At 53.4% G+C, this 23,318-nt stretch carries 22 protein-coding genes; 11 read left to right on the top strand and 11 right to left on the bottom strand.

The annotated features are described in order from the left end of the window. Positions 1-2: 2 nt before the first annotated feature. The 3 genes from H8710_RS07955 to yunB form a co-directional block, all read right to left on the bottom strand. Positions 3-1,358, bottom strand: coding sequence for a glycoside hydrolase family 10-like protein (locus tag H8710_RS07955; protein ID WP_249294958.1), 1,356 nt, complete (start codon positions 1,356-1,358; stop codon positions 3-5). A 366-nt stretch (positions 1,359-1,724) separates the two neighbouring features. After that, positions 1,725-2,771, bottom strand: a complete 1,047-nt coding sequence (locus H8710_RS07950) for a hypothetical protein (protein WP_249294957.1) — start codon at positions 2,769-2,771, stop codon at positions 1,725-1,727. Positions 2,772-2,944: 173 nt separating this feature from the next. After that, the gene (yunB, locus tag H8710_RS07945; protein WP_249294956.1) at positions 2,945-3,631 is read right to left on the bottom strand and encodes a sporulation protein YunB; all 687 of its coding nucleotides are present in this window, start codon (positions 3,629-3,631) and stop codon (positions 2,945-2,947) included. A 251-nt stretch (positions 3,632-3,882) separates the two neighbouring features. Here yunB and H8710_RS07940 point away from each other — a divergent pair, with 251 nt between their 5' ends. After that, entirely contained in the window at positions 3,883-4,509 is a 627-nt protein-coding gene (locus H8710_RS07940) for a sugar O-acetyltransferase (RefSeq protein WP_249294955.1), read from the top strand. A 111-nt stretch (positions 4,510-4,620) separates the two neighbouring features. Here the strand turns inward: H8710_RS07940 and H8710_RS07935 are convergent, their stop codons facing one another. Then, a complete protein-coding gene (locus tag H8710_RS07935; RefSeq protein ID WP_249294954.1) occupies positions 4,621-5,118 on the bottom strand; it encodes a shikimate kinase in 498 nt (165 codons plus the stop codon). 262 nt (positions 5,119-5,380) lie between these two features. Between H8710_RS07935 and dhaS the strand changes: the two genes are divergently transcribed. From dhaS to vanT, 10 genes are all read left to right on the top strand, one after another. Continuing rightward, positions 5,381-5,944: a dihydroxyacetone kinase transcriptional activator DhaS gene (dhaS, locus tag H8710_RS07930; protein ID WP_249294953.1), complete on the top strand. Its 564-nt coding sequence runs from the start codon at positions 5,381-5,383 to the stop codon at positions 5,942-5,944. Positions 5,945-6,087: 143 nt separating this feature from the next. After that, the gene (locus H8710_RS07925) at positions 6,088-7,857 is read left to right on the top strand and encodes an oleate hydratase (protein WP_249294952.1); all 1,770 of its coding nucleotides are present in this window, start codon (positions 6,088-6,090) and stop codon (positions 7,855-7,857) included. 503 nt (positions 7,858-8,360) lie between these two features. Then, positions 8,361-9,056, top strand: a complete 696-nt coding sequence (gene vanR, locus H8710_RS07920) for a VanR-ABDEGLN family response regulator transcription factor (protein WP_249295316.1) — start codon at positions 8,361-8,363, stop codon at positions 9,054-9,056. Then, positions 9,049-10,173: a vancomycin resistance histidine kinase VanS gene (gene vanS / locus H8710_RS07915; RefSeq protein ID WP_430413309.1), complete on the top strand. Its 1,125-nt coding sequence runs from the start codon at positions 9,049-9,051 to the stop codon at positions 10,171-10,173. Before vanR ends, vanS begins: the two co-directional genes overlap by 8 nt. 163 nt (positions 10,174-10,336) lie before the next feature. Continuing rightward, positions 10,337-11,137, top strand: a complete 801-nt coding sequence (locus H8710_RS07910) for a M15 family metallopeptidase (protein WP_346727098.1) — start codon at positions 10,337-10,339, stop codon at positions 11,135-11,137. 10 nt (positions 11,138-11,147) lie between these two features. Continuing rightward, positions 11,148-11,972: a glycopeptide resistance accessory protein VanW gene (vanW, locus tag H8710_RS07905; protein WP_249294951.1), complete on the top strand. Its 825-nt coding sequence runs from the start codon at positions 11,148-11,150 to the stop codon at positions 11,970-11,972. 5 nt (positions 11,973-11,977) lie between these two features. Next, positions 11,978-13,021: a D-alanine--D-serine ligase VanG gene (gene vanG / locus H8710_RS07900; protein ID WP_249294950.1), complete on the top strand. Its 1,044-nt coding sequence runs from the start codon at positions 11,978-11,980 to the stop codon at positions 13,019-13,021. Then, positions 13,018-13,779: a M15 family metallopeptidase gene (locus H8710_RS07895; protein ID WP_249294949.1), complete on the top strand. Its 762-nt coding sequence runs from the start codon at positions 13,018-13,020 to the stop codon at positions 13,777-13,779. Before vanG ends, H8710_RS07895 begins: the two co-directional genes overlap by 4 nt. 1 nt (position 13,780) lies before the next feature. Continuing rightward, complete coding sequence (locus tag H8710_RS07890) at positions 13,781-14,242, top strand: serine O-acetyltransferase (protein WP_249294948.1); 462 nt, start codon at positions 13,781-13,783, stop codon at positions 14,240-14,242. 5 nt (positions 14,243-14,247) lie between these two features. Further along, on the top strand, positions 14,248-15,390 hold the full coding sequence (gene vanT, locus H8710_RS07885; RefSeq protein ID WP_249294947.1) for a serine racemase VanT catalytic subunit: 1,143 nt from the start codon (positions 14,248-14,250) through the stop codon (positions 15,388-15,390). Positions 15,391-15,439: 49 nt separating this feature from the next. On the opposite strand, the gene H8710_RS07880 is transcribed toward vanT, so the two are convergent. The 7 genes from H8710_RS07880 to ftsZ form a co-directional block, all read right to left on the bottom strand. Further along, positions 15,440-16,555 carry a THUMP domain-containing class I SAM-dependent RNA methyltransferase gene (locus H8710_RS07880; protein ID WP_249294946.1) on the bottom strand — a complete coding sequence of 372 codons (1,116 nt, stop codon included), beginning with the start codon at positions 16,553-16,555 and terminating at the stop codon, positions 15,440-15,442. Positions 16,556-16,716: 161 nt separating this feature from the next. Beyond that, positions 16,717-17,232, bottom strand: a complete 516-nt coding sequence (gene hpf, locus H8710_RS07875) for a ribosome hibernation-promoting factor, HPF/YfiA family (protein ID WP_249294945.1) — start codon at positions 17,230-17,232, stop codon at positions 16,717-16,719. Between the two features lie 383 nt (positions 17,233-17,615). Beyond that, positions 17,616-18,458 carry a fumarate hydratase gene (locus H8710_RS07870; protein ID WP_249294944.1) on the bottom strand — a complete coding sequence of 281 codons (843 nt, stop codon included), beginning with the start codon at positions 18,456-18,458 and terminating at the stop codon, positions 17,616-17,618. A 20-nt stretch (positions 18,459-18,478) separates the two neighbouring features. Then, entirely contained in the window at positions 18,479-19,630 is a 1,152-nt protein-coding gene (locus H8710_RS07865; RefSeq protein ID WP_249294943.1) for an amidohydrolase, read from the bottom strand. A gap of 26 nt (positions 19,631-19,656) precedes the next feature. Further along, a complete protein-coding gene (gloA2, locus tag H8710_RS07860; protein WP_249294942.1) occupies positions 19,657-20,037 on the bottom strand; it encodes an SMU1112c/YaeR family gloxylase I-like metalloprotein in 381 nt (126 codons plus the stop codon). Between the two features lie 92 nt (positions 20,038-20,129). Then, positions 20,130-22,016, bottom strand: coding sequence for an asparagine synthase (glutamine-hydrolyzing) (asnB, locus tag H8710_RS07855; protein WP_283242816.1), 1,887 nt, complete (start codon positions 22,014-22,016; stop codon positions 20,130-20,132). A 90-nt stretch (positions 22,017-22,106) separates the two neighbouring features. Continuing rightward, entirely contained in the window at positions 22,107-23,195 is a 1,089-nt protein-coding gene (gene ftsZ, locus H8710_RS07850) for a cell division protein FtsZ (RefSeq protein WP_249294940.1), read from the bottom strand. Positions 23,196-23,318: the final 123 nt, after the last annotated feature.

The following is a 23,318-nucleotide window of genomic DNA, read 5'->3' as shown; positions in this document are numbered from 1 at the left end:
GGTTATTTGAGTAAGGCTGTAAAGTTTCGTTTTTCCAGTTCCATTGCTTCTTTTGAGTTGGATGCGGGGTTAAAAATCTGCTCATAGCGGAAGAAGATCATCCCCCCGTAGTTTTTGTAGGCTCTCGAATCGTCGATCTGGTGAGCCAAAATATCGTGGTCGGTCTGCCATTCATCCTGGCCGCTTCCGCCGTACTGGTCCGTCTGCCCTACCTTGTAGGCGGCGAGACCGACGAGCAGTTCTACATCGTCGCAGGTGACGATGTCGCTCCATTGCTTCATAACAGCGTCGTAGGCGGCAGTAGAATGCTTGAACCCATAGTAGAGCTGCGGCGCAATATAATCACAGTAACCGGGTGTGGAACACCATTCCGCCACATCAATGTAAAGCTGATCCACGTTCTGGCTGACCACCCCTCTGGGACTGATGCCGAAGAGGGCGGTGGAATCGGCTTTTTTGATGGCTTCGTTCATTTCCTTGACCATCTTGGAGGTATTGTCCCGTCGCCAGTCCGCTTGGCTCAGCTTGCCGCCTGCTTTGATGTAAGCGTCATACTGGGCTTTGTCATAGGAGCTGGGCAGGGAAGGCGGATAAAAATAGTCGTCGATATGGATGCCGTCTACGTCGTAATTTTTGACGATTTCAGCCGCTCCGTCGGCAATGAGCTTTCTGGCCTCAGCCGAAGCGGGGTTGTAGTAAAGCCGCCCGTCGTACTCGATGAGGTTTTGGCTTTTGAGAGAACGGTCGTCATACCACTGACGGATGGGGAATTCTGACGGGACATTTTTGATCTCTGATGTGGTCATGGCACGCATGGGATTAACCCAGGCTTCAATTTTGAGTTTTCGGCGCTTAGCCTCGCTGACCATGATTTTCATCGGATCATAAGAAAGGGCCTTTCCCAGCGTTCCGCTGCAGTAACTGGACCAGGGGAACAACTCGGAAGGATAAAAGCTGTCGCTGAACGGACGCACCTGGACAATGACGGTGTTAAGTCCGATAGAAACACAGTTATCGTACATTTTCCCGATGCTTTCCTTGAACTGGGCCTCGGTTTTCCCCTTGAGGACGGGCGCCAAGTCGAGATAGGCGATCCATACAGCCCGGACTTCATCAGCCGGAGCCTTGTTGGTCCGCGCCGCCAAAACCTCCTCGGAAGAGTCTATATGTAACTGTGTCAGAATCGAATCGATGGTGCCTGCGTCTCCGGCTACAGCGTTTTCACCGGATTCTGTCAGGCTGGACGGCTCAGAAAATACCTTCGCTGTGGAGCAAGCCGTCAAAACCAGCATCGCCGCAATGGCCAAAGCGGTTTTACAGGGCTTTTTCATGATGTCTGCCACCCTTCTGTCACACATGTTGTCAAAAACCGTCTAAAAAAGAAAAACGGTTACTATTCATTATATACGATTCCCTGTTAAAAATGCAACCTTTTCCGAAAATTACTAGGATAATTTCCAAGAATCGGCGCACAAAAATGTTCTCGTTCATTTAGTGGAAAAAATCTGTCCATTTGTTGCAAAGAAAGGGAGATTTCGTTTAACAAGAATCTGACCCGTCGCTGCAATCAGAGATGCTTACGGGTATCGGACGGACACCATCTCTGGAATCTTGTTGTTTCGCAATAATAACCCCGCAGTCAGAGATTGCGCACAAGCCCTGTCTCTCGAACCTTGTTGTTTTCATAAAAGAAGAGGCCGAGTTCTCCCGGCCTCTTAGCTGTTTTACGATTTGGAATCATCGGGATTGACAGAAATCTCAACCGTGTAGCCGCCTGCTTTCAGCTTCACATTCTGTCCTGGTGCCAGCTGCAGTTCCGCCGCTTCGGAACCATCTACCAGCATCGTAAGCCTTCCCGCGTCCCCCGCGTTCTGATTCGGAACGGGAGCCACTGCGTTTCGGGTGTTGATGGTCACTCGCTCCAACGGCTCCTGGACTTTTGCGGCCTGGGCCTTCTGAGCCTCCTGCTTTTCCTGTTGAAGCGACCGCACCGTCATAGGAGCCTGCCTATCTTTCAGTGGGTTATAGTCCAGCTTCGCAAATTTTTCCTCAGCCTCCGCCTGCTGGGCAAAGGGACCCGGCTCCTGCTTTTCAGCAAGGAAACTTTGAAGCTTTGCCCCGCTGCGGCCCAAATATTGTGAGGTGACGTCAATAAAATGCTCGTCCTTGTCGTCGGGGAGGGGGGTGAGGGATAAAGCCAGCTTCTTTTCTTTTTTGCCGGCGATAACGGCCGCGGTGAGCAGAATAATTTCGAGTATCAGAAAAACGCTGCAGGGAATGAGGATCAGGTAGATGAGGCCCTGAGATGTGCGAACAATGTCTAAGAGATTTCCCATATAGGGCAGGTTATAGGCCACCTTTCCTGCCACTTCCTCCGGCAAGGCCCAGACGGAATTCTTCTCAGCGTCACCCTTAAGGCAGTAAAGCAGTTCGTCACTCCCTTCGGAAGCCACTTCGATTACCCGCTTGACAGACAGGGGGCCGTTTTCTTCCATCTGGAGCACCAAAACGTCTTGTACTCGGTAAATTTCCTGGTTGTCCGGGTTGGAAGGCCTGAAAAATACACCGCTTCCTTTTGTCATCTGCGGCTCCATGGAAGAATCCTCCACTGCAGCCACTTTATATCCAAAAAAACCCGGGATCTCCCCTTTTTCCCGATCCTGCCAGACCTTCCAGCTGAATGCGGCAAGGACTGCAGTGACAATGAAAAAGAAGAGGAAAACGATCAGTCCGAAGGTTTTCAATCGTCGGGAAGCTGATTTACGGGACATAGCGGCGAAACTCCTTTTAGGTCAATTTGTCGGTTTCTGTAAATTCTATAACCATTATCTTATATCTGAGGGACAATGTCAATATAAAAAGATTCTGAAAAACAAAAATTTGTCTTTAAGAAAACCGCCCGGCGAGATGGTATTCCCGCCGGGCAGCTTGTAAAAATTGGCGTTTACTGGACGCCCGCTTTGTAGTCGTTGATCTCGCTTATAAGTTCCCGGTCGCTGGTGAGAACTTGGGTGTAGTTTTCCGGCACCGAGCCCACGATGACCGTTTCTGCCAGGACAAAATCTGTGGGCACCTTGACCCGCACCGACTTAAATGAGGTGACGGCGGAGATTTCCGTTTCCACTGAAACGACGATCTGGTGCCTCGTTTGGTTGATGCCGCAGGCTTCAAATTTGCTGAGAGTTTTGATTTCGATAGAGCCGACGGGGATAAACCGGCAGTCGATGTTGGGCCCCCGGGCGGACAGGAAACCGTTGCCGGTCAGATTGCCCAAGGGTATTTTAATGCTGTCCCGGGACAGCTCCTTGAGTTTTGTGAGGATTTTATCGGTGACGCCGGTTTTAACGGCGCTAATCTGCTGGATGTCGGTCTCGATAGAGACCACCTGTCCCTGGGCGTCCTTGACCACATCGATGAGGTGCAAATCAGGGTGTTCCGCCATCACCTCCATGATGCTGTCGTTGACGACCTTGACGGCAGCTATTTTGGAGCGGTATTCCGCCATCTCCCCCACTTCCTGTCGGAACTGGTTTCCGGCGTAAATAAAGGCCGCCAGCAACATCAGGACAAACAGGATAAACAAAAAAGTGCCGGGACGGAGTTTACGCTTGTGCTTTTGTTTTCGTCTCATTTTCTCCGCCTCTTCTCCTTTATGACATATTGCATTTTATGCAAAAAGGGGCTGTCCTGTGCCTCATAGGGCGGAAAAAAAGAAAAAACGCCGGAAAAACCGGACTTTTGATTCCAATGTTACCCGCTAAACAAACAGAACGCTGGGGTCTTTATGAAAAAGAGTCAACAGCATCGTTTGAATTGACTTTTCAGCGAAACAGGCCTATACTTTTGAAAAACAGGCACAATTTTGCAAAAAGGAGCATCAGTATGACTCTAAAAGAGAAGATGCAAAACGGAGAGCTTTACGATTGTGATTTTGACGCTTTGGACGAGGAACTCCGTAAAAAGCTATGGGAATGTAAGGATCTTCTCCATGACTTTAACCACCTCCGCCCCTCTCAGCTGAAGGAAAAGGAAGCGATTATCAAAAAGGTGTTCGCGTCGGTGAAGGGAAGCTTTTATATCGAGCAGCCGTTTCACGCTAACTGGGGCTGCAATGTCTCAATCGGCGACAACTTTTACGCAAACTTCAATCTCACGCTGGTAGACGACGCCCCTATCACTTTCGGAGACAATGTGATGGTAGCTCCCAATGTAACCATATCCACTGGAACCCATCCCATCCTCCCGGAACTGAGGGTGAAAACCTATCAGTACAACCTGCCCGTCACCATAAAGGACGGGGTGTGGATCGGCGCGGGGGCCATCATTCTCCCCGGCGTCACCATCGGGGAAAACTCGGTCATCGGTGCGGGCAGCGTGGTCACAAAGGACATTCCGCCTAATGTGGTCGCCGTGGGATGCCCGTGCAGGGTGCTGCGGGAAATCAGCGATTACGACAGAGCGTACTACCGCAAGGGCATGAACATCGACTGGTCGGCTATAAAGGAGTAAAACCAATATTTTTCGGGGATCGGAGCCGCTTTTTCAGGGCCCGTTCTCCACAGGATGCAGAAAAGGCGGAAGGCTATCAGCCGTCCGCCTTTTTGGTGGGCTTTTATAGGGTTATCTCTCCAGAATAATCCGCAGCACCTGTTCCGGATTTTTGTCTCCACATTCGACAACACGGTGAGCGTATTTTTCGTAGAGGGGTGTCCGCTCTTCGAATAAGGACGCGAGGGTTTGTCCGTCCTTTAGGGCAATCCCCCTGGTGGCGCGGTTATTGATCCGGCTGTCGATTTCATCGAGGGGGAGCCGCAGATAAATGATCTCGGATATTTCCCGCAGATGCTTCATAGCAGGCTCATAGTAGACGGCGCTGCCTCCGGTGGCGATGACAGCGTGCTCCGGGGAAACTCCGCAGATGGTATTTCCCTCTTCTTCGATAAAGCCTTGAAAACCCAGCTCGTCTACAATTTGCTGCAACAGCTTGCGGTGCTTTTGCTGTAGCAGCAAATCGGTGTCAATAAAAGCGCCTCCTACGGCTTTTGCCAACAAAACACCTATGGTGCTCTTCCCAGCTCCCGGCATGCCAATGAGGGTGATATTTTTATGCTTGTCCATTTTTTCTGTTCCTTTCTCAATGGGCTTTTTCGCAGCCTGTTACGGCATGGTATCTATACGGCCTCCCCATGCACTGCCACGGGAACGAACCGTAAGAAGTTCGTACAGCAGACATTATTTTAGCACAGAATTTATAAAACGTCTATGGCAATTTTTTCGGAGGGAACTCAAATGTTGTTCACTGTTTTGTCACCGAATGGCAGTGGATTTTCTGCCTGGAATTTGATAAAATAAAGCTATAACCGCAATCAGGAGGTGCGCCATGTCGCAAATCACAAAAAAAGCCTTGGCTGGATCCCTTAAAAAGCTCTCCCTGGAGAAGCCGTTGGACAAGATCACTGTCACCGACATCGCTGAGGACTGCCAGGTCAATCGCCAGACTTTCTATTATCACTTTCAGGATATTTACGACCTGGTGGAGTGGATTTATACGAGCGAGGTGGCGGTCGCCCTGGGAGACAAACGGACCTATGACACCTGGGAGCAAGGATTTTTGCAGCTGTTCCAGTACATACAAAAAAACAAAGTCTTCGTTTTAAACACCTACCACTCCTTGAGCCGGGAGTATCTGGAGCGATTTCTCTACAAGGAAGCTTATAACCTTCTCATGGATGTCATCAACGAAAAAAGCGCCGGGTTTTCTGTCCGGGACAGGGATAAAACCTTTATCGCCCACTTTTACAAATACGGATTTGTCGGGCTGATTCTCGACTGGATCGGTGCCGGAATGAAGGAGGACCCAAAAACGATTCTGGGACGGCTCAGCGTCGTTATCCACGGGAATTTTACCGAGGCGCTGGAACGGTTCAGCACCGCACATCCTTAGACAAATTCCTTAAAGTGTACAAAATTGCTACAATAAAAGGCCCCTGTCTGGATTTGAGACAGGAGTCTTTTTTTGTCTATGGTAAAGGCAGTACAAAGTGGGTATTCTATAATCATCCTAAAAACTGCAAGGAGGAATCAGTCATGTATTACAGCAACGGAAATTACGAAGCGTTTGCCCGTCCCCGAAAGCCGGAGGGCGTCGATAAAAAATCCGCCTATCTGGTGGGCTCGGGGCTTGCTTCTCTGGCGGCCGCCTGTTTTCTCGTCCGGGATGGCCAGATGAAAGGAGAACACATCCACATTCTCGAGGAACTCTCCCTTCCAGGCGGTGCCTGCGACGGCATCAAAGACCCGAACAAAGGATTTATCATCCGAGGCGGCCGGGAGATGGAAAATCACTTCGAGTGCCTGTGGGATTTGTTCCACTCCATCCCGTCCATCGAAACCGAAGGGGTGTCGGTGCTGGACGAATACTACTGGCTCAACAAGGACGACCCCAATTACTCGCTGATGCGGGCCACCATTAACCGGGGTGAGGACGCCCACACTGACGGCAAATTTGCCCTCAGCGACAAAGCATCGATGGAAATCGTTAAATTGTTCCTCACAAAAGACGAGGATCTCTACGACAAAACCATTTCTGACGTGTTCACCGACGAGTTTTTTGCCTCCAATTTCTGGCTTTACTGGCGCACCATGTTCGCCTTTGAGGACTGGCACAGTGCCCTGGAAATGAAACTCTACATTCAGCGGTTTATCCACCACATCGGCGGGCTTCCGGACTTCTCAGCTCTGAAATTCACAAAATACAACCAGTACGAATCTCTGATTCTCCCCATGGTCAAATACCTGGAGGCCCACAACGTCCAGTTCCAGTACGACACTAAGGTGACAAACGTGGTCTTCGACATCAACGGAGGGAAAAAGGTAGCGAGACAGATCTGCTGCGTCCATGGCGGCAAAGAAGAAGTGATCGACCTCATCGAAGACGACCTCGTATTCGTCACAAACGGCAGCTGCACCGAAAACTCCACCCTGGGGGACAACGATCACGCTCCCGCTTTGAACACTTCTCCCGGCGGCTGCTGGGAACTGTGGCGGAATATCGCGAGACAGGATCCATCTTTCGGACACCCGGACAAATTCTGCACCCAAGTTGAAAAAACCAACTGGGAGTCGGCAACCATTACCACTTTGGATGATAAAATCCCGCCTTATATCCAGAAAATCTGCAAACGGGACCCCTTCAGCGGCAAAGTCGTCACCGGCGGCATCATCACCGTCAAGGATTCGGGCTGGCTCATGAGCTACACCCTAAACCGGCAGCCCCACTTTAAAGAGCAACCCAAAGACCAGCTGGTGGTCTGGGTTTACGGGCTCTTCACCGACCGGCCGGGCGATTTTATCAAAAAGCCCATGAAAGACTGCACCGGGACGGAAATCACCGAGGAATGGCTCTATCACCTAGGGGTCCCCGAGTCGGAAATTCATGAGATGGCTGTCAATTCCGTCCGCTGCATCCCCTGCATGATGCCTTATATCACCGCCTTTTTCATGCCCCGCCGGAAAGGCGACCGCCCGAAAGTTGTCCCCGACGGATGTGTGAACTTCGCCTTTATTGGTCAGTTCGCCGACACCGTCCGCGACACAGTGTTCACCACCGAGTATTCGGTCCGCACCGCCATGGAAGCGGTCTACACCTTGCTGAACGTCGACCGGGGCGTGCCTGAGGTGTTCGGCTCCTGCTACGACGTCCGGGTGCTCTTGGACTCCACCTCCAAGATGATGGACGGCAAAAAGCTCACCGACTTAAAGCTTCCCTTCATGGCGGAACTGCTGGAAAAGAAAGTCCTCAAACGGATTTCCGGCACCGTCATCGAAGAGCTGATGCAGCGTTACAACGTCATTTAACCCAAAATGCCTTTCCTAAAGAAGCGGCGTGACTGAAATCACGCCGCTTCTTCGTCGTTTTATAGGAGAAGATAGAGGGATAAACCGCCCTTTCGCGGGCGATGCTATCGGGAGAACGGTTTACTTTCTTTGGGGAAAAATTTGTGCTACAATAAAAAGCAAAACAGACAGCGGAGCGGTGCAGACCGCCGCAAAAGTGGCGGCAGCTTTTTATTGCGGTGTAGCCTGTCCCGGCTTTGCCGGAGGAATGCCACGGAACGGCTTGCAGCTATGAAAACGCAGTAAAACTGCGCTTATCGCCGAAGAAGCCCTTTGAAGACTTCGTCCTCAATTTTGCTGCCAAACCGACAAAACCGGGCTTCTTGCATCATAATAAAAATGGTACAATCAAAGCAGATAGGGCCTCTGTGAGAAAATCGTAAGAATTTCGTATGAGTACCGGCAGACAATCAATTGGAAAACCTGCTAAAATATGGGTGTAATCAAGGAAAAGGGTTGAGATGATGTCAAATAATATTCTTGTGGTAGACGACGAACAGGAAATCGCCGATCTGGTGGAACTGTACCTTAAAAATGACGGCTATCGGGTCTTTAAGTTTTATAACGCCTCCGACGCCCTTTGCTGCGTGGAGAAAGAGCCGTTGGACCTAGCGGTTTTGGATGTGATGCTCCCCGATATGAACGGTTTTGCCCTCTGTCAGAAAATCCGGGAAAACCATGTGTTCCCCATCATCATGCTCACGGCCAAGGTGGAGGATATGGACAAGATCATGGGGCTCACCCTAGGGGCGGACGACTACATGACAAAGCCCTTCAACCCTCTGGAGCTGGTGGCTCGGGTCAAAACCCAGCTTCGGCGTTACACCCGGTACAACGCCTCCCATCCCACGGACGAGGGAAAGCAGGAGTACGACGTGGGCGGGCTCTACGTCTGCCGGGACAGCCGGAAATGCTTTCTCTACGGGGAGGAACTGAGCCTGACGCCCATTGAGTTCGACATCTTGTGGTATCTCTGCGGGCACAAAGGCAAAGTGGTGCCGTCGGAGGAGCTGTTTGAGGCGGTCTGGGGGGAGAAATACCTGGACAATAACAATACCGTCATGGCCCACATCGCCCGGCTGAGGGAAAAAATGAAAGAACCCAGCCGGAAGCCGAAATTCATCAAAACCGTTTGGGGGGTGGGGTACACCATTGAGTAACCATGATAAAATTGGCCGGAAAAACAGGCACCGCAGCCAAATTTCCCGGCAAATCCTCACGCAGTACGTTTTGACTGTGGTGGGATTTGTCGCCGCGCTGCTGCTCTGCTATTTTCTGGCGTGGGTTTTCTGTAACCAGTTTATTTGGCTAGACACAAATCCCCTCTATTATATCCTCAAGTTCATCCAGGCTACCTCGCCTTTCTGGGGGACGGCGGTGGTGTTCGTCGGCGTAATTTTCATTACCCACCACTACCTCTCAAAGCCGTTGTCCTATCTGGACGAGGTGATCGCCGCGGCGGAACAGCTTTCCCAGTCCAATGAAAAGCCTATCATATTGTCCGAGCCGATGAAAAGCGTCCAAAATGAATTAAACCTCACCCGGGAGCAGGCCCTTCGCAGTGAGAGAAACGCCAAAGAAGCAGAACAGCGGAAAAACGACCTGATCGTCTATCTGGCCCATGACCTGAAAACCCCACTGACCAGCGTCATCGGCTACATGACTCTCCTGCGGGACGAGCCGCAGATTTCCCCCGAGCTCCGGGCCAAATACACCGGCATTGCCCTCTCCAAAGCGGAGCGGCTGGAGGATCTCATCAACGAGTTTTTTGACATCACCCGGTTTAACCTGACCCATCTGACTTTAGAGGAGGAAACGGTGAACCTGACCCGCATGCTGGAGCAAATTGCATTCGAGTTCCAGCCGGTTTTAGCGGAAAAGGAGCTGACCTGCGAGACCCGCCTTGCCCCGGATGTGCAGCTTATCTGCGACCCGGACAAGCTGGAGCGGGTATTCGATAACCTTTTGCGCAACGCCCTCAGTTACAGCTACCCCAAATCCCAAATTGTACTTTCGCTGGAGCAGCGGCAAAACCACGTGACGATTCGCGTCCAAAACCATGGAAAAACCATCCCCCCTGAAAAACTAAGCCGCATTTTCGAGCAGTTTTTCCGCCTGGATTCCGCGCGGGCCAGCTCCACCGGCGGAGCTGGGCTGGGACTGGCTATCGCAAAGGAAATCGTCGAGCTCCACGGAGGCATCATTACTGCGGAAAGCGCGGACGAAAAAGTGGCTTTGACCGTGCGTCTGCCTTTGAGCCGTCAGAAAATCGTATGATTTAAGAGAGAAAAACAGCAAGCTTTCCGAAAGAAAAATAAAAACACTTCGATCCCCGTTTTGGTATCCTAAAGATACCGGGCGGGGATTTTTGTTTGGATGAAGCCCCCGGATGAGAAAATATGTGAAATAAATTTTCGCAGAAAAAGGAACGGTGAATCAAATGAACCCGAAAACCCAATCGCTGCCGACCGGCCGGCCGCCGCAAAAACGCAGAAAGCAGAAAAAGCGCGGCAAAAAATGGACCGCTATTCTTTTCTGGCTCGTGGTGCTGGCCGTCCTGGGGTACGGACTGTTCCGTCAAATCGACGGGACCAAGGCGGACTTGAGGCAGATGGCCGCAGCGGGAAACACAGGAGGCGAATCGTCAGATGAGGGCGTTTCCGCCGTTTTTGGGGAAAGCGCAAAAGACAAAACGGCGTGGAACTTGATTCTCGTCAACCGAGAGCACCCCATTCCAGAAGGCTACGACGTGGAGCTGACAAAGCTCTCAAACGGCCAGTCGGTGGACGCCCGCATCTATCCGGCGCTCCAGCAGATGTTCGACGACGCCCGGGCAGACGGCGTTTACCCCATCGTCGCGTCAGGATACCGGACGGAAAAGGAACAGAAACAGCTTATGCGGGAAAAAATCGCCGATTATGAGGAGGAAGGGTACTCCCCCGACGAAGCAAAAGCCAAAGCCCAAGAGTGGGTGGCCGTCCCGGGAACCAGCGAGCACCAATTGGGGCTGTGCGCCGACATCAACGCCGACGGCATCCATTCGGCGGGGAATAAGGTGTATGAATGGCTTGAGAAAAACGCCCACCGATACGGGTTTATCAAGCGCTATCCGGCGGACAAGTCAGAAATCACCGGGACGATCCACGAACCCTGGCATTACCGTTATGTGGGGGCGGAAGCCGCCGCGGAAATATACCGGCAGGGGCTCTGCCTTGAAGAATATATTGAAACATTGGAATAGAGGAATATAGATGGGACGAAAAAGGCTGACGCAGATTCTGCCGTGGCTCCTGCCGCTGCGGGTCAAACAGAAGGTTTTCTGCTTTTATCTGAAAATGAAGCTGGACCGAAACCGCTACGCTTTGAGGCAGGCAGACGAGCTGCTCCCTCACCTGCTTTTTGAATCGCACTGCCCCATGTACAACCGTAACACCGGGTTTGACATGGTATATCAGGAGAACAAGGTCTTTAATTTAAAACTGGCTGCCGCAACCATGGAAAAACTGCTCATCCGGCCGGGAGAGACCTTTTCGTTTTGGCAGCTTGTGCGGTACGCCGACCGGGACACGCCTTATAGAGAGGGGCTCGTCGAAATCGACGGCAAGCTCACCACCCGGCCTGGCGGCGGCTTATGCCAAATCAGCAATCTGCTGTTTTGGATATTTCTGCACACCCCGCTGACCATCGTGGAGCGGCGCGGGCACCTGGTCAGGGATTTTCCCGAACCAAAAAGCGACGCACCCACCGGTGTGGACGCCACTGTGTCGGAAGGATGGACGGACTTGAAGGTGCGAAACGACACCCAGGCTACCTTTCAAATCTCCTTTGTTTTTGACGGGGAGCAGATCATCGGGCGGGTATTGGCCGACCGGGACGAAGGTCTCACCTATGAAATCGTAAACGGAGCCCCGTCCTATTACCGAAAAAAGGGCGCGGTCTACGAAGAAGTGGACATCCGCCAAAAAATAGTCGTCCGTGCCTCGGAAGAGTGTATTGCGTCCAACTTGCTGTATCGGAACAGATGCCGAATTGGTTACCCTCTGCCGGAGGGGACGCTCATCGAAGAGAAAGGATAACAAAAATGAAGAATGTACTAATTTTATTCGGGGGATGTTCGCCGGAATACAACGTTTCCCTCCAGTCCGCGGCCGGTGTCATCCGGAGCATGGACCGGGAGAAATTCACCCCGGTTTTGGTGGGGATCTCTGAGGAGGGGGACTGGTACCACTTTTCGGGAAGCATCGACAGCATTGCAGACGGTTCCTGGCAGGCAGACAAAAGCTGCGCGCCCGCCGCACTCACTCCCAGCCGGGGAGAACGATACCTGCTGGTATTTGAGGGCGAACAGGTGAAAAAAATTCCCGTCGACACGGTGTTCCCCGTCCTTCACGGACAAAACGGCGAAGATGGAACGGTGCAGGGCCTCTGTGAGCTGAAGGGAATCCCGGTGGTCGGGTGCGGTATGCTGTCCTCGGCCCTCTGCATGGACAAAGACCGGGCCCACAAGCTGGCGAAACTAGCCGACGTTACGGTTCCCCGCTCATTTCTGTTGCAGCAGGGCTTCTGCCCGGAGGAAGCCCTCAATCACGCCGATTCCCTGGGGTATCCCCTCTTTGTCAAGCCGGTGAAAGCCGGGTCTTCCTACGGCGTCGCCAAAGTGTCGAAACGGGAAAATCTGCTCCCGGCGGTTGGAGCCGCGTTTTCTTACGATGATGAGGTGATCGTTGAAGAGGCCGTCCCGGGCTTTGAGGTGGGCTGCGCCGTCATGGGAAACCGAGAGCTCGTCACCGGGGAAATCGACGAAGTGGAATTGGCGGACGGTTTTTTCGACTTCACCGAAAAATATAACCTCATTACCTCGAAAATCCACGTTCCGGCTCGGATTCCCCCTGAAAAATCCCGGAAAATCAAGGAAACGGCAAAAACCATCTACCGGGCGCTGGACTGTCGGGGATTTGCCCGGGTGGACCTCTTTTTGACCCCCTCGGGCGAAATTGTTTTCAATGAGGTGAACACCATCCCCGGATTTACCGCCCACAGCCGGTTTCCCAGCATGATGGAAGCGGCCGGGATGCCCCTCAAAGAGGTCGTCACAAAGGCCATCGAACTGGCGGTGGAATCATGAGGACGGCAGCAGTAAAATGCTCCGTCTATTCCGGGAGCTTGATTTTAGTCAACGGGCCGCATCCTTTCCGAAGTACCCTCTCCCCTCATTTCCTCACGGCGGTGGGCGGGGACAGCGGCGTTTTGATGGAGCGCAGGGCCGCCGCACTGCTCAGTATGCTCATGAAAGAAATTGGCGGGTGGAAGGAAATCGTTCCGGTGAGCGGCTGGCGCTCCCAGGAAGAGCAGCAGGGCATCTGGGACAAGTCTATGGAGGAAAACGGAGCCGGTTTCACGAAAAAATACGTGGCTTTGCCCGGACACAGCGAACATGAGACCGGCCTCGCCATCGATTTGGGGCTCCGGCGGGAGAAGCTTGATTTCATCCGTCCCAGCTTCCCCTATTCCGGCATCTGCGAAACTTTCCGGCAAAGGGCGGCCCGGTACGGCTTTATTGAGCGGTATCCCGCCGGGAAAGAGGATATTACCGGCATCGCTCAGGAGCCGTGGCACTTTCGCTATGTGGGGATGCCTCACGGGGAAATCATGGCGGAGCAGGGACTGACTCTAGAAGAATATCACCTGTTTTTAAGGCAATTTCCCTTTAGGGAAAATCCGCTCATTTACCGGAAAGGCGGACGGCGCATCGAAATTTCCTACCTGTCCGCGGAGTCGGATTTAGACGGGGCTTTTGCCGATGAACGAGGGCTACCCCGCACCCTGTCGGGCAACAACGCAGACGGATATGTGCTGACGACCTGGCTGGATGGGAGGGCATGACATGAACATACGGGAAAAGATAACCAATTACTCCAAAGGGGACGATATGGACCGATTCTGGAAGATGTTTCGGCGGCGGGAGCGAACGAAAAACAGGTTTTTCAGGGACATCCTGACCTTCCGCCTAAGCCGCTTGGCCCACCGTCACGGGGGATATGTGGGAAATGGAACCAGATTCGCAAGCATCCCCACCCTGCCCCACGGCCTCCACGGGGTTTACATCTCCCGGTACGCCGTGATTGGTAAAAACTGCCGCATCTATCAAAACGTCACCATCGGAGAGGTGGAACGCCGGGCTCCGGCCGTCGGCGACAACTGCCTGATCGGGGCGGGAGCGGTGCTCATTGGGGGAATCCGCATCGGGGACAACGTAAAAATCGGAGCCGGCGCGGTGATTCACACCGACGTGCCGGACAACTGTACCGTGGTGCCCCCGCCTGCGCGAATCATCGAAAAGGGGTAGGAAAGATGTTTTTTCGAAAAGCCGGATTCCAAAAGGGCCGGGCGTGGATTGAAATCAGCAGAGAAAATCTGCGGCACAATGTAGGTCAACTCCGCGCCCTGCTGCCGAAGGAATGTGAGCTGATGCCGGTTCTCAAAGCAAACGCCTACGGCCACGGGGCAGCGATGATCGCAAAGGAGCTGCAAAAGCTGGGAGTACAGGCTTTCTGCGTGGCAACCGCACTGGAGGGCGTCGAACTGCGGCAAAGCGGCATCCGCGGGGAGATTCTCGTCCTCGGCTACACCCATCCGGAGCAATTTTCCCTACTGCGCCGTCACCGGCTGACTCAGACGGTTGTAGATTTTGACTACGCACAGGTTTTAAACAGCTATGGGAAGGAAATCCGCGTTCATATCGGCGTGGACACCGGGATGCACCGGCTGGGGGAGAACTGGGAGAACTTAAACCGAATCCGCCACCTATTCCATATGAGAAATCTTCGGGTCGCCGGAATGTTCACCCACCTCTGCGCCGCCGATGGAGAAAATGAAGAGGACCAAGCCTTTACTGCTATGCAGGCGCAACGGTTCTACCGCACGGTCGGGAATATTGAAACATCTGAATGTACCAGTCTCAAAGCCCATATCTTAGGAAGCTACGGCCTGTTACATTACCCGGAGCTGGCCGGAAATTACGCGAGAATCGGCATCGCCCTCTACGGACTGCTGAGTTCTGAGGAAGATCTGAGCCGCTGTCCTGTAAACTTGCGCACGGTCCTCTCATTAAAAGCGAGGGTCGCGTCGGTCAAAGAACTCCGTGCCGGGGAGAGCGCCGGATACAACCGGGCGTTTACGGCATTGCGGCAGACCCGGACGGCGACGCTTGCCATCGGGTATGCCGACGGCCTTCCCCGGGCTCTTTCCTGCGGGGTTGGAAGCGTCCTCATCAACGGGCGGCGGGCGCCTATCATCGGGAAAATATGTATGGATCAAACGCTGGTGGACATCACCGGCATCCCGGATGTGCGTCCCGGAGACGCGGCTGTCGTCATCGGGGAATCCGGCGAAGAGTCCATCAGCGCCTGTGATCTTGCGAAGCAGGCGGGCACCATCACAAACGAAATCCTGAGCAGGCTGGGGCCGCGGCTGGAACGAGTTTTGGAAAAATAGAAACCGCAAAATAGAGGAAAAGAGGTTCGGACTCAGTCCGAACCTCTTTTTAATAGTACATAAAAAGCTGGCACTTGAGCATGCCGTTATAGAGCTTGCGGCGTTTTGCCGCCTTCCGGCCAAAAATCCGCTCGAAATCCTCGTCCGGCGAAATGATGTAGTAGTTGAGGCCCAGCTGGGACGAAAAAACCTCCCCCATTTTTTTGTAAATGCTGTGGGCTTCGGAAATGTTCAGAAGCCGCTCGCCGTAGGGGGGATTGGTCACCACAACGCCCTGGTCGGTGACGGGACGAAACTCCTTTACGTCCCGGATGCGGATGCGCACTTTGGGGGCGACTTTTGCTTTGCTGGCGTTTTGGAGGGCCAATTCCACGGCACTCGGATCGATATCGCTGCCGTATCCCACAAACTTTGCGTCCCGCCGGATCAGGTCGAGGCCTCTCGCCCGCTCCTCCCGCCAGACCGATTCGGGAATGCAGTCCCAGTGCTGGGCGGCGAATTTCCGCCCAATGCCCGCCGGAATATTGGCGGCTTTCATAGCCGCCTCGATGAGCAGGGTGCCCGACCCGCAAAAGGGGTCGTAAAAAACAGTGTCGCCCTTCACCCGGGCAAAGTCAATCATCCCGGCGGCGAGGGTTTCCTTGATGGGCGCTTCGTTGGCGTTTTGCCGGTATCCCCGCTTGTGGAGCCCCGCCCCGGAGGTGTCCAGCATAATGGTGGCCGTATCTTTGAGGATGGAAAACTGGAGCTGGTGCAGCGGTCCCGTCTCCTCGAACCAACTGACGCCGTACTTTTCCCTCAGCCGTTCCACCGCCGCTTTTTTGACGATTTTCTGGCAGTCGGGCACGCTGTGGAGGGCCGAGTGGAGGGAGTATCCCTTGACCGGGAAGGCGTCGTGCTTTCCAACCCACTCCTCTAAGGGCAGTTTCCTGACCCCCTCGAAAAGCTGATCGAAAGTCTTGGCCTCGAACTCTCCCAATTTTATAAGAACCCGCTCCGCCGTTCGGAGACAGAGGTTCGCCCGGGCGAGAATCGAAAAGTCCCCTGAAAACTCCACTCTGCCGTCGAAAGTATTTACTTCGTCGGCGCCCATCCGCTTCACTTCCCCGGACAAAACGCTTTCCAGGCCGAACATACAAGGGGCGATATACCGATATTTTTCCATCTGTTTGAAACCATCCTTTGCGGAATTTGAAAACGTCCATCAAAAAAGGCGGACAACCTGTCCGCCTTTTGCTCTCTATACCAGGAACTTTCCCTCGCAAGATTTTAACAGACTTCTCATAGTACCACTATTGTACCATGAAATCAGTCCGATGAAAAGCTCTACTTTTCGGGAATAATCAGTCCGTAACCAGCTGTTTTTCTGCGGTATACCACGTTGATGTCTCCGCTCACGCCGTTTAAGAAGACAAAGAAGTTGTGGCCCAGCATGTTCATCTGGAGAATCGCCTCATCTTCGGTCATCGGCCGCAGGGCAACTTCCTTAGTGCGGATAACATCGTACTCTGTTTCGTCGTGGATCTCCTCAGCAATGGGTTCAAAGCCGGAGGTTTTTACCTTTTTCTGGAGCTTTGTTTTGTTCTTGCGGATGCGGCGGATCAAGGTATCGATGGCCTCATCCAAAGCGTCCAGCTTGCTTTCATTTGACTTCTCAGCCCGGAAAACCATACTGTTGGCCCAGACGGTGAGTTCTACCGTCGCCAACTCTTTCTGCGCGGAAACAGTGACCTGTGCTTTTGCGTCGTCAAAAAACCGATCCAGTTTTTTGAGTTTTGCCTCAGCTCTTTCTTTAAAAGAATCGTTCAAGGTGATCTTTCTCGCAACAAATGCCGTGTTCATAGTCATGCCTCCTGTTTTCCCATCGAAAGAAATTCTTCTGATGGGGATTTCTTTCCAAGCAAACACCGCGGAATTTGCATCCCGCCTTGCCGATCCAAACCCGCTTTTGGCGCGGACGGCATCAGCTGTTTGCTATGGTTATATTATGCCATAAAATTTGCAGGTAATGCTTCAATCCGTGGCGTGAGCCGCAACAAAAGCGTTACATATATAAATTTTACGGCGTAATACTCACATTTCTTCCACTTTGAAAAGTTTGACATTGTGAAAGCGAATTTGCTCCTTTCTTATGAGAGTATTATAACATAACTGTACAAAAAATTCCAGTATTTTTTTGTTTTTTTAGAAATATACCATAAAAAAGACACAACTTTCAAATTCTGTTACAAAATCACCGTTTGGTGACGGGTCACATGGCAGCCCACGTTGACGGCAATGGGAAGTCCCGCAATATGGGTGGGATAGGTCTCGATATTGAGGGCCAACGCGGTGGTTTTTCCACCGAAGCCCTGGGGGCCGATACCGGTTTCGTTAACGGCTTTCAGCATATCCGCTTCCAGCTGGGCATAAAAGGGATCGGCATTGCGCTTTGACACCTCACGGCAGAGGGCTTTTTTGGCCAAGTAAGCGCAAAGCTCAAAATCCCCGCCGATTCCCACCCCGATGACCATGGGCGGGCAGGGATTTCCCCCGGCGGTGCGAATAATATCCACCACAGCGTCAATGATGTCTTCTCGAGTCGCCGCCGGGGTCATCATCTTGACCGCCGACATATTTTCGCTGCCAAAGCCTTTGGGAGCCACGGTGATTTTCACCTGCTCCCCCGGCACAATGGAGGTATGTATAACGGCGGGGGTGTTGTCGCCGGTATTGCCTCTGCGGATAGGGTCCGCCACCACCGAACAGCGGAGATACCCCTCGGTATAGCCTTTCGACACCCCCTCGTTGACCGCCTGGGTCAAGTCACCGCCTGTGAGGTGGACGTCCTGCCCCACTTCGAGAAATACCACTGCCATGCCGGTGTCCTGGCAGATGGGGACGTTCAGTTCCTTGGCCGCCTGAAGGTTTTTGCACAGGTCGCAGAGAACTTCCCTCCCCAGTGGGTCGGTTTCAGTTTGGGTACTTTTCTCGATGAGGCCGCACAGGTCGCCCGGCAGTTGCAGATTCGCCCCGATACACAAATCCCGGACAGCGTCCCGGATGTTCGATACGTCTAATGTTCTCATGAATGGAAACCTCTTTTCGGTCACAGGCATTTCTCTCCGTTTATAAATACCTGTTTGGGATGATAGTATGGGCTCAACGGGTCGCCCTCGTAGAGGACGAAATCCGCGTCCTTGCCCGCTTTGATGGAACCTACCCGGTCGTCGATGCCCACGATGCGGGCGGGGTAGAGGGTGATGGCTTTGAGGGCTTCCCCGTATCCGAGGCCCGCCCCTACCGCCACACCTGCGCAGAGGGGCAGGTACTGGATGGGTGTCTCGGGGTGGTCAGTGCAGAGGCCGGCCTGTATGCCCTCTCTCGAGAGTTTCGCAAGGCCCGACCTTTCCAGATTCCGCAGCTCCGGCTTGGACCGGTCGCCGAGAATCGGCCCGGCGATGACGCCGTAGCCTTCTTCTTTGAGCAGATCGGCGATGAGATGGCCCTCGGTGCAGTGACAGAGGACCAAATCCAGATCGAACTCCTTGGCGATGCGGACGGCGGTGAAGATGTCGTCGGCCCGGTGGGCGTGGAAAAACGCCTTCTGTTCCTTCCGAAGCACCGGCAGCAGGGCCTCGCACTTGATGTCGTATTCCGGCTCGTCGCAATCCTCGTCCTCTTCGATCCGCTCCAAATCCTCCAGATACCGCTGGGCTTTTTTCAGCTGCTCCCGGATGAGGGCGGCGGTGGCCATGCGGGTGTTGGGGGCCTGGTTTTTGTCGTTATAGACGCTTTTGGGGTTCTCGCCCAGGGCGAACTTCATGCCGACCGGCTCCTTGAGGATCATATCGTCGATACGGCGGCCCCGGGTCTTAATCGCCGCCCATTGCCCGCCGATGGGATTGGCGCTGCCGGGGCCGGTGAGGACGGTGGTGATGCCGCCCTCGACCGCTTCCCGGAAGGTCCTGTCCAAGGGGTTGATGGCGTCGATGGCCCGAAGCTGAGGGGTCACAGGGTCTGTCTCCTCGTTGCCGTCGTCCCCCTCAAAACCCAGACCGTCCTCCCACATGCCCAGATGGCAGTGGGCGTCGATAAACCCGGGATAGAGGGTCATGCCTTGGGCATCGTAAACGTCCTCATCCGGGGGCGCTTCGCTCATGGGCCCTACCGACTGGATTTTCCCGTCAGAGACGGCGATATAGCCGTTTTCAAAGTCCTCGTGTTCCATTGTTTTGATGTTTGCGTTGATAATCAGCATTGGTTTCCTCCAAAATCAGGGGTTTTCTATTCATGCAGCTCCAAAGGAAGCTTGTCCGGATCGAAAAAGAAAGTCATCCGCTTGCCGGTGAACTCGTCCACCCGGATGGGTTCGCAGGAAACGCCCTTTGCTTCCAGTTCCCTCACCGTTTCCTCGATGTCGTCCACCTGAAAGGCCAGGTGGCGCAGCCCGCAGGCTTCGGGGTAGCTCAAACGCTTGGGGCTTCCGGAAATGCCGAAGAGTTCCAGCTCGCAATCGCCCAGTTTGAGGTCCAGCTTGTAATCGTTGCGGGCGGGGCGGTAGTTTTCCCGAATCACCTCAAAACCCAGGGTTTCCACATAAAATTCCCGGGACTTTTGGTAATCCGAGGCAATAATCGCCACGTGATGGATTTTCTGCAAATTCATCGGTTTCCCTCCTATCTGTCAGCCTAAAAAACAGGCAGGCTGGGCTTTGTTCCGCCAGCCTGCCTGTTTATCAGATAGCGCCGCGGCGCCTATTATAATTCCCCGTCGAGAATCCGCCTGCGGGTGTTGTCCGCATCGGCGATATACATGTTGTACCAGGTGATAAATACGAGAATTGACCAGAGTTTGCGGTAGTTGTCCGCTTTTTCGGTGCGGTGGTCTTCGAGCAGTTTCAGCGCCGCCGCCTTGTCGATGTACTGGTCGGCCTTAGAGCCATTGATGATATCTCTCGCCCACTCGTAGAGTTCGTTTCTCAGCCAGATGCGCACCGGAACCGGATACCCCAGCTTGGGCCGCATAAAGGTGGCCGGGTCCACGTAATCCTGGAAAGCGTAGCGGAGAATGTATTTTGTCGTCCCGTGGGAGAGTTTGTCCTCGTTTTTCAGGGTGGAGACGAACTGGAACACTTCCTTATCGAGGAAAGGCACCCGCACCTCCAGCGAATGGGCCATGCTCAGCCGGTCTCCCTTGACGAGGATATCCCCTTTGAGCCAGGTGTTGATGTCCACGTACTGCATCTTAATCAGCGGGTCCCGGTCGGCGACCTTGGCGTAAACGTCCCGGGTCAGTTCGGTGAAGGACTGGTTGGGATTATAGGTTTTGAGGAAGGGCTTTTTGCCCTTTTCGTCGAAGAGGAAGGCGTTGCCCACATACCGCTCCTCCAGTGGGACGCCGGCGCGCATGAGGAAACTCTTGCCTTTCACGCCGTCGGGGATGATCTTGGAAAGCCCGCGGCAGACGCCCTTAACACAGGAAGGCGCGTTTTGGAACCGGCCGGCCAGCAGGGAATCCCGATAGGTCTTGTAGCCCGCGAACAGCTCGTCGGAGCCCTCGCCGGACAGCATGACCTTGACGTGTTTGGAAGCCTCCTCGGCGATCATGTAAATCGCCACGGTGGACGGGTCGGCCACCGGGGAATCCAGGTGCCACACCACCTTTTCGAAAGCGTTTTTGAACTGCTCCACGTTGCCTTTCAAGACGATGTGATCGACGTTTAAGTGCTTGGCGATCTCGTGAGCGTCGTCGATTTCGCTGTAGGACGCCACGTCGAACCCGACGGTCAGCGCCTTGATGCCGGGGTTTAACTGACTGGAAATGGCGGTGATGATGGCGGAGTCGATGCCGCTTGACAGGAAGGTGCCCACCTCCACGTCGCTGATCATGTGGTATTCCACCGACTCGGTGAGGACTTTGCGGAGCTTTTTGGCCTTTTCCTCAAAGCTTTCCTCAGAAGGGGTCTGAAACTTCAGGTCGAGATACCGTTTGATGTCCACTTTGCCTTCTGCGTCCGCCTTCATGTAATGGGATGCCTCTAAGACCGAAATCTGCGGGGTGATGGTTTTTGGCTCCGGCACGTACTGGAAGGTAAAATAGTGCTGCAACAGGCTTTCATCCACCTTGAAGCCGCCCATGGTTTCGTCGAAAAGGAAGGCCTTCATCTCGGAAGCGAACATGACGCCGCTGTCGGTCACCCGGTAATACAGCGGTTTGATGCCAAAGGGGTCGCGGCCGGCGAAAACGGTTTTCTCCTCACTGTCGTAGATGAGGATGGCGTACATGCCTCTCAGCATGGTGATAAACTCGTCGCCGTATTTGCGGTAGAGGGCCACGAGGACTTCGATTTCCGAGTTGGTGGCGAAGGTCTGCCCCTCGTCGATGAGCGGTTGCCTTAAATCCCGGTAGTTATAGATCTCCCCGTTGAAAACGGCGGTAAACCGGCCGTCGGGAGAGGTATAGGGCTGGGCCCCGTTATCCAGGTCGATAATGGAGAGCCGTCGAAACGCCACACAGAAGCCGTCCTTGACGATATACTGGCTGTCGTCCGGGCCCCGGTGACGAATGGTTTTTGACATCTCCTGGAGCAACGTCTCATTATTGTCCTTCGGGTCTTTATTGAACATTCCTACAAATCCGCACAAATTGATAAACCCCTTTTCTCAAATTCCCTGCTACATCAAAATATCCTCCCTCGCATGAGAACAAGGAAGGATATGGGTATTAACAGTATTTTATTTGGTGTTAAAAATATTCATGATTTCCTCGAAACCGAAGTCGGCATCAAAGTTTTTGGCAGGAGCGTCGGAAGATTCCGGCTCAGAGCCGCCCTTTTTGCCGTTATCCAGCAAATCCTTGCCCTGATAGGCTTCATCGAAACCGGTGGCGATAACGGTGACCTTGATTTCGTCGGTCATGGTCTCGTCGAAAATGAGGCCCCAGAAGATGGCCGCATTGGGATGAACGGCCTTCTCGATCATAGTGGAGACGTATTCTGCGTCGTCAAACAGCAAGTCGGGGGAAGCGCAGACATTGATAATGACAGCTTTGGCGCTGGTGATGGAAGTCTCGAGCAGGGGGCTGGAAATCGCCATAGTGGCGGCGGTTTCGGCCTTGTCCTTGCCGGAGGCGTAGCCGACGCCCATGTGGGCCATACCGGCGTCCTTCATAACAGAGCACAAATCCGCAAAGTCCAGGTTTACGAAACCGGATACGTTGATCAGGTCGGAAATACTCTGGATGCTCTGTTTGAGTACGCTGTCCACCGCTTCGAAAGCGTTGGTCATCGGGGTTTTTGTGTCAATGACCTGACGGATGCGGTCATTGGGGATGACAACCAGGCTGTCCACCACTTTGGAGAGGGTGTCGATGCCCTGTTCGGCGTACATCATCCGGCGTTTGCCCTCATAGCTGAAGGGTTTTGTCACAACGCCGATGGTGAGGATGCCCTGTTCCCTGGCGATTTCCGCAACGACGGGAGCTGCGCCCGTACCGGTGCCGCCGCCCATACCGGCGGTGATGAAAATCATCTGGGTGCCTTTTAAAGCGTTGGCGATTTCCTCACGGCTTTCCTCCGCAGCTTTGGCGCCCTTTTCAGGGTCGCCGCCCGCGCCCTGGCCTCTGGAAACCTTTTCGCCGATCTGAATCTTATAATCGGCTCTCGATGTATCTAAAACCTGTTTGTCGGTATTGATGGCAATAAAATCAACGTTTTTAACGCCGTCGTCGACCATGCGGTTAACAGCGTTGCCGCCCGCGCCGCCGACGCCGACTACTTTGATGTCTGTGTTTCTCTCGGTATCATTCTCCAATGTAAACTTCACGTGCTTGTCCTCCTAATGCGTGGAAACAGCTGCTCCCATCGGTAATCTCTTTCTTTAGAGTGTATACAAAACGCCCATAGTAATATCCTAGCAGATTTGGCCTAAAAATTCAAGAGAAAATAA

Origin of the sequence: Fumia xinanensis (genome assembly GCF_014384905.1) — a bacterium.
Classification (GTDB): Bacteria; Bacillota; Clostridia; order Oscillospirales; family Ruminococcaceae; genus Fumia; species Fumia xinanensis.
This window is presented reverse-complemented; position numbering and strand designations above follow the sequence as displayed.

Coding starts and splice junctions, on each gene's coding strand:
- H8710_RS07955 (WP_249294958.1), bottom strand. CDS start 1,358: ATGTGTGACAGAAGGGTGGCAGACATCATGAAAAAGCCCTGTAAAACC.
- H8710_RS07950 (WP_249294957.1), bottom strand. CDS start 2,771: ATGTCCCGTAAATCAGCTTCCCGACGATTGAAAACCTTCGGACTGATC.
- yunB (WP_249294956.1), bottom strand. CDS start 3,631: ATGAGACGAAAACAAAAGCACAAGCGTAAACTCCGTCCCGGCACTTTT.
- H8710_RS07940 (WP_249294955.1), top strand. CDS start 3,883: ATGACTCTAAAAGAGAAGATGCAAAACGGAGAGCTTTACGATTGTGAT.
- H8710_RS07935 (WP_249294954.1), bottom strand. CDS start 5,118: ATGGACAAGCATAAAAATATCACCCTCATTGGCATGCCGGGAGCTGGG.
- dhaS (WP_249294953.1), top strand. CDS start 5,381: ATGTCGCAAATCACAAAAAAAGCCTTGGCTGGATCCCTTAAAAAGCTC.
- H8710_RS07925 (WP_249294952.1), top strand. CDS start 6,088: ATGTATTACAGCAACGGAAATTACGAAGCGTTTGCCCGTCCCCGAAAG.
- vanR (WP_249295316.1), top strand. CDS start 8,361: ATGTCAAATAATATTCTTGTGGTAGACGACGAACAGGAAATCGCCGAT.
- H8710_RS07910 (WP_346727098.1), top strand. CDS start 10,337: ATGAACCCGAAAACCCAATCGCTGCCGACCGGCCGGCCGCCGCAAAAA.
- vanW (WP_249294951.1), top strand. CDS start 11,148: ATGGGACGAAAAAGGCTGACGCAGATTCTGCCGTGGCTCCTGCCGCTG.
- vanG (WP_249294950.1), top strand. CDS start 11,978: ATGAAGAATGTACTAATTTTATTCGGGGGATGTTCGCCGGAATACAAC.
- H8710_RS07895 (WP_249294949.1), top strand. CDS start 13,018: ATGAGGACGGCAGCAGTAAAATGCTCCGTCTATTCCGGGAGCTTGATT.
- H8710_RS07890 (WP_249294948.1), top strand. CDS start 13,781: ATGAACATACGGGAAAAGATAACCAATTACTCCAAAGGGGACGATATG.
- vanT (WP_249294947.1), top strand. CDS start 14,248: ATGTTTTTTCGAAAAGCCGGATTCCAAAAGGGCCGGGCGTGGATTGAA.
- H8710_RS07880 (WP_249294946.1), bottom strand. CDS start 16,555: ATGGAAAAATATCGGTATATCGCCCCTTGTATGTTCGGCCTGGAAAGC.
- hpf (WP_249294945.1), bottom strand. CDS start 17,232: ATGAACACGGCATTTGTTGCGAGAAAGATCACCTTGAACGATTCTTTT.
- H8710_RS07870 (WP_249294944.1), bottom strand. CDS start 18,458: ATGAGAACATTAGACGTATCGAACATCCGGGACGCTGTCCGGGATTTG.
- H8710_RS07865 (WP_249294943.1), bottom strand. CDS start 19,630: ATGCTGATTATCAACGCAAACATCAAAACAATGGAACACGAGGACTTT.
- gloA2 (WP_249294942.1), bottom strand. CDS start 20,037: ATGAATTTGCAGAAAATCCATCACGTGGCGATTATTGCCTCGGATTAC.